13 protein-coding genes are annotated in these 11389 nt (G+C 68.8%); 9 read left to right on the forward strand and 4 right to left on the reverse strand.

Annotated features, from left to right (window positions below; genetic code table 11):
* The first annotated feature begins 94 nt into the window (after window positions 1-94).
* The gene (locus AB0I38_RS07430) at window positions 95-355 is read left to right on the forward strand and encodes a WhiB family transcriptional regulator (RefSeq protein WP_049564653.1); all 261 of its coding nucleotides are present in this window, start codon (window positions 95-97) and stop codon (window positions 353-355) included.
* 167 nt (window positions 356-522) lie between these two features.
* On the opposite strand, the gene AB0I38_RS07435 is transcribed toward AB0I38_RS07430, so the two are convergent.
* Window positions 523-963, reverse strand: coding sequence for a metallopeptidase family protein (locus tag AB0I38_RS07435; RefSeq protein WP_358463481.1), 441 nt, complete (start codon window positions 961-963; stop codon window positions 523-525).
* A 134-nt stretch (window positions 964-1097) separates the two neighbouring features.
* Here AB0I38_RS07435 and AB0I38_RS07440 point away from each other — a divergent pair, with 134 nt between their 5' ends.
* From AB0I38_RS07440 to AB0I38_RS07460, 5 genes are read left to right on the forward strand one after another with little or no spacing between them, the layout of a single operon-like run.
* A complete protein-coding gene (locus AB0I38_RS07440) occupies window positions 1098-1466 on the forward strand; it encodes a DUF3499 domain-containing protein (protein ID WP_189126758.1) in 369 nt (122 codons plus the stop codon).
* A 40-nt stretch (window positions 1467-1506) separates the two neighbouring features.
* Window positions 1507-2865, forward strand: coding sequence for a phosphomannomutase/phosphoglucomutase (locus AB0I38_RS07445; protein ID WP_358463485.1), 1359 nt, complete (start codon window positions 1507-1509; stop codon window positions 2863-2865).
* Window positions 2862-3023: a Trm112 family protein gene (locus tag AB0I38_RS07450; RefSeq protein ID WP_189126756.1), complete on the forward strand. Its 162-nt coding sequence runs from the start codon at window positions 2862-2864 to the stop codon at window positions 3021-3023. The genes AB0I38_RS07445 and AB0I38_RS07450 overlap by 4 nt, the downstream gene beginning before the upstream one ends.
* Window positions 3020-4126: an SIS domain-containing protein gene (locus AB0I38_RS07455; RefSeq protein ID WP_358463489.1), complete on the forward strand. Its 1107-nt coding sequence runs from the start codon at window positions 3020-3022 to the stop codon at window positions 4124-4126. Before AB0I38_RS07450 ends, AB0I38_RS07455 begins: the two co-directional genes overlap by 4 nt.
* A gap of 43 nt (window positions 4127-4169) precedes the next feature.
* Window positions 4170-5096, forward strand: coding sequence for a cation diffusion facilitator family transporter (locus tag AB0I38_RS07460; protein ID WP_358463492.1), 927 nt, complete (start codon window positions 4170-4172; stop codon window positions 5094-5096).
* Between the two features lie 41 nt (window positions 5097-5137).
* On the opposite strand, the gene AB0I38_RS07465 is transcribed toward AB0I38_RS07460, so the two are convergent.
* Together AB0I38_RS07465 and AB0I38_RS07470 are read right to left on the reverse strand one after the other, a co-directional pair.
* Window positions 5138-5608: a GerMN domain-containing protein gene (locus tag AB0I38_RS07465; RefSeq protein WP_358463494.1), complete on the reverse strand. Its 471-nt coding sequence runs from the start codon at window positions 5606-5608 to the stop codon at window positions 5138-5140.
* A 5-nt stretch (window positions 5609-5613) separates the two neighbouring features.
* Window positions 5614-5964, reverse strand: coding sequence for a MerR family DNA-binding transcriptional regulator (locus AB0I38_RS07470; RefSeq protein ID WP_358463496.1), 351 nt, complete (start codon window positions 5962-5964; stop codon window positions 5614-5616).
* 101 nt (window positions 5965-6065) lie between these two features.
* Between AB0I38_RS07470 and ahcY the strand changes: the two genes are divergently transcribed.
* Together ahcY and AB0I38_RS07480 are read left to right on the forward strand one after the other, a co-directional pair.
* Complete coding sequence (gene ahcY / locus AB0I38_RS07475; protein WP_358463499.1) at window positions 6066-7493, forward strand: adenosylhomocysteinase; 1428 nt, start codon at window positions 6066-6068, stop codon at window positions 7491-7493.
* Between the two features lie 246 nt (window positions 7494-7739).
* Window positions 7740-8975: an adenosylhomocysteinase gene (locus tag AB0I38_RS07480; protein WP_358463502.1), complete on the forward strand. Its 1236-nt coding sequence runs from the start codon at window positions 7740-7742 to the stop codon at window positions 8973-8975.
* Between the two features lie 150 nt (window positions 8976-9125).
* On the opposite strand, the gene AB0I38_RS07485 is transcribed toward AB0I38_RS07480, so the two are convergent.
* A complete protein-coding gene (locus AB0I38_RS07485; RefSeq protein WP_358463504.1) occupies window positions 9126-9758 on the reverse strand; it encodes a DUF305 domain-containing protein in 633 nt (210 codons plus the stop codon).
* A gap of 165 nt (window positions 9759-9923) precedes the next feature.
* Here AB0I38_RS07485 and AB0I38_RS07490 point away from each other — a divergent pair, with 165 nt between their 5' ends.
* Entirely contained in the window at window positions 9924-11348 is a 1425-nt protein-coding gene (locus AB0I38_RS07490) for an LVIVD repeat-containing protein (RefSeq protein WP_358463507.1), read from the forward strand.
* The last annotated feature ends 41 nt before the right edge of the window (window positions 11349-11389 follow it).

Raw genomic sequence — 11389 nt, forward strand, 5'->3', positions numbered from 1 at the left:
ATTACAACCATGTTGTTACGCCTTCCTGTGGGTGGGTAATAAGGAAGGCGTCCATGGGGGGCTCCATTGCGGGCGGGCGGCAGGGAGGTGTGCAGTGACCGATCTGGTCATCGCACAAGATCAGCTTGACGCTGAAGAACTCGGATGGCAGGAGCGCGCACTGTGCGCGCAGACTGATCCGGAAGCGTTCTTCCCGGAGAAGGGCGGCTCCACCCGAGAGGCCAAGAAGGTCTGCCGATCGTGCGAGGTTCGTGCCGAGTGTCTTGAATACGCACTCGAGCACGACGAGCGGTTCGGCATCTGGGGTGGGTTGTCCGAGCGGGAGCGCAGAAGGATCAAGCGCCAGGCCGTTTAGGGATATCTGCGAAGGGGTCACGCGGACTGCCGCGTGACCCTTTTCGCAGGTACGGCTGACTTGCCCGATCATCAGCAGGAAGCCGCGGAAGCCGCGGAAGCCGCGGAAGCCGCGGAAGCAGCGGAAGCAGCGGAAGCAGCGGAAGCAGCGGAGGTGCGGAGGCGCCCCTAGCGCCGGTCGTCGTAGCCGGGGTCGACCGTCTCGGGTGACAGGCCCAGCAGCGCGGCCACCTGCTCGACCACCGTGTCGTGGACCAGCGCCCCCAACGTCTCGCGGTCGCGGGCGCGGGCTTCGAGCGGCCGGCGGTAGATCACGACCGAGGCGGGCTCGGCGCCCGTGGCGGCGGCGGCGCGGCCGAACGGGATGGGCTCGGTGCCGATGCGCGGGCCGTCGCCCAGCTCGCTCAGCGGCGGCACCTCCTCCACCGCGAACTCCACCACCGACAGCTGCCTGCCCCACTGCGGCCGGAGCCGGTCGACGGCGTCGAGCACCAGGTCGTCGAACCGCTCGCTGCGCGACCGGGCGAGCGGGACGTGAGAGGGGGCGAGCGGGCCCCGCAGGCCGCGGCCGTGCCGGTCACGACGCCTCGGCCCGCGCTTCTCAGTCACCTGCCAAGTCTAAGGGGACACCCATCGGTGCATGTGGGTGGAAAGGCTGCGACAGGTGTCCGAATTGTGGCGACACGCTCGTTAAGAGCGCTCAGATAGTGGCGCCTCGCACTCTTACCAGATACGGTCCCTCCGTGAGCCCCGTCCGCCGCTGTTCCCGCACCGCTTGCAGCCAGCCTGCCGTCTTCACGCTCACGTACGTATACGCCGACTCGACCGCTGTCCTAGGCCCTCTGGCGACGTACGCCGAGCCACACTGCTACGACCTGTGCGCCGAACACGCCGAGCGGCTGACCGCCCCCCGTGGCTGGGAGGTGGTCCGCCTCCCCACCGACGGCGGCTCCCCGAGTTCCGACGATCTGGAGGCGCTGGCCAACGCCGTCAGAGAGGCCGCCAGGCCGACCCCCACCGGCGGCGCGGAGCCGGTCGGACAGGGGGTCGAGGTCGGTCGCCGGGGTCACCTGCGGGTTCTCCGGTCCGCCCAGCAACATCGTGACCGGTAGGCTCGTCCTGACGTAGACGACCTAGGGGCGGAGCTGGAGAGTGGGCGACCTCGCCAAGATCTTCAAGGCCTACGACGTTCGCGGTGTGGTGCCCGACGAATTCGACGAGGCGGCCGCCGAGGCCGTGGGAGCGGCCTTCGTGGAGGTGACGGGGGCCGGCGCGGCCGTGGTCGCGCACGACATGCGGGAGTCCTCCGGGCCGCTGGCCGCCGCGTTCATCCGGGGCGCCCGCTCGCGCGGAGCCGACATCGTGCACGCCGGGCTCGGCTCGACCGACCTGCTCTACTACGCCAGCGGCAGCCTCGGCCTGCCAGGAGTGATGTTCACCGCCAGCCACAATCCCGCCCGCTACAACGGCATGAAGATGTGCCGCCCGGGCGCGGTGCCGATCGGCGGCGACTCGGGCCTCACCGAGATCCGCGATCGGGCCGCCGAACTGGTCGGCGTCACCGCGCCTCCCGTCGGTGACCTCGGCGATCTCGTCGAGAGAGACCTGCTCCAGGGCTACGCCGACCACCTGCGCGGCCTGGTCGACCTGTCCGCCGTCCGGCCGCTCAAGGTGGTCGTCGACGCGGGCAACGGCATGGCCGGCCACACCGTGCCCGCCGTCTTCGACGGGCTGCCGATCGAGCTGGTGCCGCTCTACTTCGAGCTCGACGGCTCCTTCCCCAACCACGAGGCCAACCCGATCGAGCCCGCCAACCTGATCGACCTGCAGCGGGCCGTCGTCGAGAACGGCGCCGACCTCGGCCTCGCCTTCGACGGTGACGCCGACCGCTGCTGGGTGATCGACGAGCGCGGCGGGTCTGTCTCGCCGTCCACCGTCACCGCGCTGGTGGCGGCCCGTGAGCTGGCCAAGCACCCGGGTTCGACGATCATCCACAACCTGATCACCTCGCTCGGGGTCCCCGAGATCGTCCGCGAGCACGGCGGCGAGCCGGTGCGCACCCGGGTCGGCCACTCGTTCATCAAGGCCGAGATGGCCCGCACGGGCGCGGTCTTCGGCGGGGAGCATTCCGCCCACTACTACTTCCGTGACTTCTGGTTCGCCGACTCGGGCATGCTGGCCGCGATGCACGTGCTGGCCGCGCTCGGCGAGCAGGACGGCCCGCTGTCGCAGGTGGTGGCGGCCTACTCCCGCTACCACGCCTCGGGTGAGATCAACAGCACCGTCGACGACCAGGACAAGGCGCTACGCCAGGTGCGCGAGGCCTTCGAGTCCCGGGCCCGGTTCGACGAGCTCGACGGCCTGACCGTGACCGGGTCCGGCTGGTGGTTCAACCTGCGCGCGTCCAACACCGAGCCGCTGCTCCGGCTGAATGCCGAGGCGGCCGACCAGACCACGATGACGGCGATCAGGGACGAAGTCCTCGCCATCGTCAGAAAGGTGTCAGTGTGAAGATCGACGACTGGCTTCTGGAGATCCTGGCCTGTCCGGCGTGCAAGTCGCCGCTGCGCGCGGAGGCCGAGGAGCTGGCCTGCACGGGCTGTGGCCTGATCTATCCGGTCAGGGATGACATCCCCGTCCTGCTCGTCGATGAGGCCAGGAAGCCGTGATCTGGGAGCCCGAGCGGCTCGACGACCAACAGCACCTGACCGACGGCGACCCCGGTGGCATGCTGCTCGCGGTGGCCGCCTCGGCGGCCCAGGTGCGCACCGGCTACCGGACCGCGATCGAGGCGGGCATCGACCGGTTGGCGGCGCAGGGCCGGCCGCGCGCGATCGTGGTCGCCGGTATGGGCGGATCGGCGATCGCCGGCGACATCATGGCCGCGGTCTGCGGCCGGGGCGCCCCGATGCCGATCGTGACCCTGCGCTCCTACCAACTGCCCGGCTGGGTCGGCGCGACCGACCTGGTCGTCGCGGTCTCCTGCTCGGGTCGCACCGAGGAGACGCTCTCCGTGGCGGCCGAGGCCGTCCGGCGTGGCTGCTCGCTGCTCGCCGTGGGCAGCGCGGGTTCGCCGCTGGAGGCGGTGGCCACGCAGTCCTCGGCCCTCTACGTCCCCATCCCCGCGAGCGGCCCGCCGAGGGCCAACCTCTGGCTGCTGACGGTGCCGCTGATCGTGGCCGCCGCCTCGCTCGGTTTGGTCCAGGCCGATGCCGCGTTGTTCGAGGACGTGGCCACGGCGCTCGAGAACGTCGCCCACCAGTGCCGCCCGTCCAGCGAGTCGTTCGTCAATCCCGGCAAGACGCTGGCCATGGAGCTGGCCGAGAGCCTGCCGATGATCTGGGGCACCTCGCCGCTCGCCGCCGCCGCCGGCTACCGGCTGGCCTGCCAGCTCGGCGAGAACGCCAAGTATCCGGCCGTCTTCGGTGAGTTGCCCGAGGCCGGCCACAACCAGCTGGTGGCCTTCGACGGGCCGCTCTCCCAGCGCGACCGCTTCGCCGACACCCCGTCCCGGACGCTGCGGCTCGTGATGCTGCGCGACGCCGACGAGCATCCGCGGGTGACCCGGCAGCGCGAGGTCTGCCTACGTCTCGCGCGTGACCGTGACGTGCCGGTCACCGAGCTGGCGGGCGAGGGGCAGCACCCGTTGCAGCGCGTGGCGACGCTGATCGGGCTCGGCGACTACGCGAGCACCTACCTCGCGCTCGGCTATGGAATCGACCCGACGCCAGTGGCGGCGATCACGGAACTGAAGGCCCGCATTTCGCAATAGGATCCTTTTTCATGCCATTAATGCTTATGAGTGGAGTGCACCGGTGAGTGCGAGCGGCGGTACCAAAGCGATCATCGCGGCCCTGATCGCGAATACGTCCATCGCGGTGGCCAAGTTCGTGGCGGCGTTCTTCACCGGGTCGTCGTCGATGCTGGCGGAGGGCATTCACTCCGTCGCCGACTCAGGCAACCAGTTGCTGCTGCTGATCGGTGGCAAGCGGGCCCAGCGGGCGCGCACCAAGGAGCACCCGTTCGGCTACGGCCGTGAGCGCTATTTCTACGCCTTCGTGGTGGCCGTCGTGCTGTTCACGATCGGCGCGGCCTTCTCGCTCTACGAGGGTGTGCACAAGATCTCCGACCCGCACCAGGTGGAGGCGCCGATCTGGGCGTTCGGGGTGCTGATCTTCGCGATCATCGCCGAGGTGTTCTCGTTCCGTACGGCGATCAAGGAGGCCAACGCGGTGCGCGGCACGCAGTCGTGGACCTCCTTCATCCGCCGCTCCAAGGCGCCGGAGCTGCCGGTCATCCTGCTGGAGGACCTGGGCGCCCTGCTGGGTCTGGTCTTCGCGCTGTTCGGCGTGACGATGGCCGTCGTCACCGGCAACGGCGTCTGGGACGGCATCGGCACCCTGATGATCGGTGTGCTGCTCGCGGTGATCGCGGTCGTGCTGGCCATCGAGACCAAGTCGCTGCTGGTCGGTGAGGGCGCCACCCCGCAGATGGAGGCCGACATCCGCACCGCGCTCGAAGCCGCCGACGAGGTCGACCGCGTGATCCACATGCGCACGTTGCACCTGGGCCCGGAGGAGCTGCTGGTGGCCGCCAAGATCGCGGTGACGCGCGACGACACCGCGGCCGACGTCGCCCGCGGCATCGACGAGGCCGAGCGCCGCGTCCGCGAGGCCGTGCCGATCGCCCGGGTCATCTATCTGGAGCCCGACCTCGACCGCTCACGCGCCACGACCGCCTGACCGACGCGGGCACAGAGTGATCCCCCGCCAGGGCCGGGGAGTCACTCGTGCCCGGTCAGGCAGGACGTGCCGGCATCGGTCTGGTCGAACAGGCAGCGGCCGTCCTTGTCGAGGGTGACGACCTTCCGTACGGTTTTGAACTGCTTCAGCGTGGTGTCGATCATGTGCAGCACCCGGGCGTCGGAGCCGATCCCGTTGCCCAGGACCGTACGGCAGAACCGCAGTGTGGCCCGGTTGTTTTTGATCTTGATGGTGAAGTCGGCCCCGCCGCAGGTGGAGGTGCCGCGCAGTCGCCCGGTCAGCTCCGAGTGCAGCCCCCTGCGCCGCTCGGCCTTGGTGGGCCCGGCGATCAGTTGCTCGACGGCGAACCTGGCGACGCCCTGATCGGGCGCCGTCCGGGTGACCGCGACCACCTTGCCGGGAATGTCGTGTCCCTTGGAGAAGTAGACCTTGACGTCGGTCGCCTGGAGCGGCGAGACGGCGAGCACTGTGGCGATCAGCAGCTCTTTCATGACCTCTATGACGTCCGCCGGGAAGCGGAAGTTCGCAGCAGGCGCAGCGCCTTCTCCTTCTCGAAGTCGAGGGCCCGGCGGGGCGCCTGGATGCGGCCGATCCGTACGCCGAGGTCGCGCACGGCGGTGGCCACGGCGGGATCGCTCAGCACGCGCACCGCGAAGGCCAGCTCGGCGGGGGAGACGTCGAACCGCTTCTCCAGCTCCACGCCCTGCGCCACCGCCGACAGCTCCTCGGGGCCGAACCTTCGGTGCGCTCCCTGCTCGCGCACGGGTGGCAGCAGGCCCAGGGCCTCGCGATATCGGAGCATTCGGGGGGACATGCCCAGTCGCCGGGCGGCTTCGGTGATGCGCATCCTTACATTATTGCGTCAGATTCCGGCCTTGTGAGATGCGAGGGCGTTCGGGTGCCGCCTAAACTCGTGCACGACACACATCGTCACGCGAGGGGTAACAGATGGACTTCAAGGTCGCCGACCTGTCACTTGCCGACTTCGGCCGCAAGGAGATCCGGCTCGCCGAGCACGAGATGCCCGGCCTCATGGCGATTCGCAAGGAGTACGCGGCCGCACAGCCCCTTCGCGGCGCGAAGATCATGGGCTCCCTGCACATGACGATCCAGACGGCCGTCCTCATCGAGACGCTGGTCGCTCTCGGCGCCGAGGTGCGCTGGGTCAGCTGCAACATCTTCTCCACCCAGGACCACGCCGCCGCGGCGGTCGTGGTGGGCCCTGACGGCACCGCCGACGACCCGCGCGGCGTGCCGGTCTTCGCCTGGAAGGGCGAGACGCTCGAGGAATACTGGTGGTGCACCGAGCAGGCGCTCACCTGGCCCGGCGGCGACGCCCCCAACATGATCCTCGACGACGGCGGCGACGCCACCCTGCTCGTCCACAAGGGCGCCGAATACGAGAAGGCCGGGGCCGTTCCCCCCGCCACCGCCGACGACCCGGAGGAGTGGCACGTCATCATCGACCTGCTCAACCGCACGGTCGGCGACGACAAGCGGTGGACCACGATCGCCGAGGCCATCAAGGGCGTCACCGAGGAGACCACCACCGGCGTGCACCGCCTCTACGAGATGCACAAGAACGGCCAGCTGCTGTTCCCGGCGATCAACGTCAACGACTCGGTCACCAAGTCCAAGTTCGACAACAAGTACGGCTGCCGCCACTCGGTCATCGACGGCCTCAACCGCGCCACCGACGTGCTGATCGGCGGCAAGGTGGCCGTGGTCTGCGGCTACGGCGACGTCGGCAAGGGCTGCGCCGACGCGCTGCGCGGCCAGGGCGCCCGCGTCATCGTGACCGAGATCGACCCGATCTGCGCGCTCCAGGCGGCGATGGACGGCTTCCAGGTCACCACGCTCGAGGAGGTCGTCGGCATCGCCGACATCTTCGTCACCTCGACCGGCAACTTCGACATCATCACCGCCGACCACATGGCGCGGATGAAGCACCAGGCGATCGTCTCCAACATCGGCCACTTCGACAACGAGATCGACATGGCCGGCCTGGCCAAGCTGCCCGGCATCGAGAAGCGCAACATCAAGCCGCAGGTCGACGAGTGGGTCTTCGCCGACGGCCACTCGATCCTCGTGCTCGCCGAGGGCCGCCTGATGAACCTCGGCTGCGCCACCGGTCACCCGAGCTTCGTGATGTCCAACTCGTTCACCAACCAGGTGATCGCGCAGATCGAGCTGTTCACCAAGACCGACGAGTACCCGATCGGCGTCTACACGCTGCCCAAGCACCTCGACGAGAAGGTCGCCCGGCTGCACCTCGACGCGCTCGGCGTCAAGCTCACCGAGCTGACCAAGGAGCAGGCCGAGTACATCGGCGTGCACATCGAGGGCCCGTACAAGTCCGATCACTACCGGTACTGAGTTCTTCGAAGCTCTTTCGGGGCTTTTGGGGTTTTTGGAGGCCGGTCCACGGAGAGGGCGCGGAGGCCGTGCGCGTGGCGGCTCCTCCGGAGCCGCCGTACGACCAGTTCTCACGGCCACGCACGGCCGGCGCCGCCCGCCGTGCGTGGCCGGGTCCCGCGGATCGTCGGGTTCCAGTGAGCGGGGCTGAGCGCCGCAACGGATCCCGGTGGGCCGTGGCCTTCGGCGATCGTGGGGGGAAGGGCGTTGGAGCTTTCGGAGAGCGGCGAGCGGCAGATCAACTGGGCGGCCCGGTCGATGCCGGTGTTGACGGCAATCGGCGAGCGCTTCGCCGCCGATCGGCCGCTCGACGGGCTGCGGATCTCCGCGTGCCTGCACGTGACGGCGGAGACCGCGGTGCTGATGGGGGCGCTCAAGGCCGGGGGCGCCGAGATCGCGCTGGCCGCGTCCAATCCGCTGTCCACCCAGGACGACGTGGCCGAGGCGCTGCGTGGTTACGGCGTCGCGGTGCACGCGCGGGCCGGAGTCGATCGGGCCACCTACTACCGGCACATCCACCAGGCGCTCGATCTCGGGCCCGATCTGGTGCTCGATGACGGGTGCGACCTGGTCAACATCCTGCACACAGAGCGGACCGACCTGCTGGCGGGCGTGTCCGGCGGGTGCGAGGAGACCACGACCGGCATCATCCGGCTGCGGCAGATGGCCTCCGAGGAGGCGCTGCGCTTTCCGGTCGTCGCGGTCAACGACACGCGGACCAAGCGGATGTTCGACAACCGCTACGGCACGGGGCAGTCGACGCTCGACGGGATCATGCGGGCCACCAACACGATGCTGGCGGGGCGGACCGTGGTGGTGGCCGGGTTCGGGTTCTGCGGCCAGGGCGTGGCCGAGCGGGCCAAGGGGCTCGGCGCCCGGGTGGTGGTGACCGAGATCGACGCGGTCAAGGCGCTCGACGCCACCCTGCAGGGCTACGAGGTGCGGCCGATGGCGGAGGCGGCGGCGCTGGGCGACCTGTTCATCACGGTGACGGGCAACCGTGACGTGGTGCGGGGAGAGCACCTGGCGGCGATGCGGGACGGCGCGATCCTGGCCAACGCCGGGCACTTCGACGTGGAGATCGACGTGCGGGCGCTGGACGAGCTGGCGGTGGAGGTGCACCGTGGCGTGCGGCCCAACACCGACGAGTACGTTCTGGCCGACGGCCGGCGGCTGCTCCTGCTGGCTGAGGGCCGCCTGGTGAACCTAACGGCCGCCGAGGGGCATCCGGCCGCGGTCATGGACATGTCGTTCTCGGCCCAGGCGCTGGCCGTCGCCTGGCTGGCCGGGGAGCGGGCCCGGCTGGCGCCGGGCGTCTACGACGTGCCCGAGGAGATCGACCACGAGGTGGCCCGGCTCAAGCTGGCCGCGGCGGGCATCGGCATCGACACCCTCACCGGCGACCAGGAGGACTACCTGCACTCCTGGCGAGTCGGCTCCTGACCGGGTTCGGGCAGCTCGCATCTCCAAGCGTCCGGCTCGGGCCGCTCGCATCTCGATGCGTCCGGCACAGGCCGCTCGCATCTCGATGTGTCCGGTTCGGGCCGCTCGCATGTGTCCGGTTCGGGCTGCCCGGATCTTTTCGCGTCCGGCTCAGGCTGCGGCCTGCATCTCCTGCATGCGGCGGATCTCGGCCGTCTGGGTGACGCTGACGTCGCTGGCCAGCTCCTCGATCCGGATGTGCGAGCCGTGGGTCAGCACCTCTGTCGACATCTTGATGGCGCCCTCGTGGTGGGCGATCATGAGCTGCAGGAACAGCGCGTCGAACGCCTTGCCCTTGGCCGCCTTGAGGGCCTCCATCTGCTCGGGGGTGACCATGCCGGGCATCCCCTCGTGGGCCGCGTGATGGCCCGGCACCTTCTGGCCGAGGTCCTGCAGCCAGTTGGTCATGTACTGGATCTCCGGCCCCTGGGCGTCCTTGATCCGCGAGGCCAGGCCCTTGAGCTTGGTGGACTCGGCCCTGTTGGGAGCAAGGATCGCCATGTCGAGGGCCTGGCGGTGGTGGATGACCATGTCCTGGACGTAGGTGATGTCGGCGGCGTTCGCGGTGGCCGAGGGGACCGCGGTGGCGGCCTCGCCGGGGGAGAGGGTCTTCGCCTCCTCGCCGGGCCTGCCGGGCGCGATCACCGGAACGGTCGAGTCGGCGTGTGGGGCGGGCGGAGGTGTGCTGGAGCAGCTCGTGAGGGCAATCACCGTGCCCGCGATGACGATGAGCGCGGCGCGCACCCGGCCTCCTCTATGAACTCGGTCGAGAGTGGGCACTCTAGGCGAAAACGCCCATCGGCGAAAGACTGCAAAGTAGTACAAGATTTGACAGGTTGCACTCTGGCATCACGCACCTCCGAACCGTGACCATTTGGTTGATTTGTACCGTTTGTAGGAGGTTTCTGAGTGTTAACTCTCCGCAGGACCCTCGTCCTGGTCGGGGCCGCCGTCGCTCTCGTGGGTGGCGCGTTGCCGGCTCAGGCAGCGATGGACATCCCGGCTCCCGGCGAGATCGTCATGAGCTCCAACATCCAGCACGTGACGAACGTCCCCAAGCCTGAAGCGCTGAACGACATCCACACCGACATGGCCTTCCAGGGCGACTACGCCTATGTCGGCAACTATGCGGGCTTCTCCATCTACGACATCAAGCACCCGAAGAAGACGTCGCTGGTGAGCTCGGTCGTCTGCCCCGGCGGCCAGATGGACATCTCCGTCTACGGCAACCTGCTGTTCGGGTCCGTCGACTCCTCCCGCAACGACGACTCGTGCAACAGCACCGGCCAGTCGGCTGCGAACAAGGACTCGTGGGAGGGGATGCGCATCTTCGACATCTCCAACAAGCGCAACCCGACCTACATCAAGTCCGTCGAGACGAACTGTGGGTCGCACACCCACACGCTCGTGCCGGACAAGCGCGGCAAGAACGTCTACATCTACGTCTCGTCCTACTCGCCCAGTGCGAGCTTCCCCGACTGCCAGCCGCCGCACGACCTGATTACGATCATCAAGGTCCCGCTGAAGAACCCGACGGCGGCCGAGGTCATCTCGACGCCGGTCCTGTTCCCCGACGGTGGTTTCCCCGGCATCCCGGGCTCCTACCCGAACGGCAAGTCCGCCACCAGCGGCTGCCACGACATCACCGCCTTCCCGGAGAAGGGCATCGCGGCCGGCGCCTGCATGGGTGAGGGCATCCTGCTCGACATCTCCGACCCCGAGCAGCCGAAGGTCACGGCCACCGTGCGCGACGAGGTCAACTTCGCCTTCTGGCACTCGGCCACGTTCAACAACAAGGGTACGAAGGTCATCTTCACCGACGAACTCGGTGGCGGCAGCCGGGCGACCTGCAACGCGGCGATCGGTCCTGACAAGGGCGCCAACGCCTACTACGACATCGTGGGCGGTCAGCTCGCGTTCAAGAGCTACTTCAAGATCGCGCGGCACCAGGCCGACACCGAGAACTGCGTGGCCCACAACGGCTCGCTGATCCCGGTCAAGAACAAGGACATCATGGTCCAGGCGTGGTACCAGGGCGGCATCTCGGTGGTGGACTTCACCGACTCGGCCAACCCGCAGGAGATCGGCTACTTCGAGCGGGGCCCGGACAACACCGCGCCCGCGCTCAGCGGTGGCTTCTGGTCCGCTTACTACTACAACGGCTACATCTACGGCTCGGACTTCAACCTGGGCCTCGATGTGCTGAAGATCAACGACCCGCGTACCAACCAGGCCAACAGCGTCAAGATGGACTCGTTGAACGCGCAGACCCAGGCTTCCTACGCCGAGCACGGCAAGGGCAGCCCGGGCGGCCCCGGCGGCCACGGTCACTGATGAGCCAGGTGCGGCGGGGGTTCCGATTCCCGCCGCATCGG

Source organism: Nonomuraea cavernae, assembly GCF_040655715.1.
GTDB lineage: Bacteria > Actinomycetota > Actinomycetes > Streptosporangiales > Streptosporangiaceae > Nonomuraea > Nonomuraea cavernae_A.

What these genes read in the sequence shown, in the direction of transcription:
- AB0I38_RS07465 (WP_358463494.1), bottom strand. Translation starts at nt 5,608, where the DNA reads ATGAAAGAGCTGCTGATCGCCACAGTGCTCGCCGTCTCGCCGCTCCAG.
- AB0I38_RS07470 (WP_358463496.1), bottom strand. Translation starts at nt 5,964, where the DNA reads ATGCGCATCACCGAAGCCGCCCGGCGACTGGGCATGTCCCCCCGAATG.
- ahcY (WP_358463499.1), top strand. Translation starts at nt 6,066, where the DNA reads ATGGACTTCAAGGTCGCCGACCTGTCACTTGCCGACTTCGGCCGCAAG.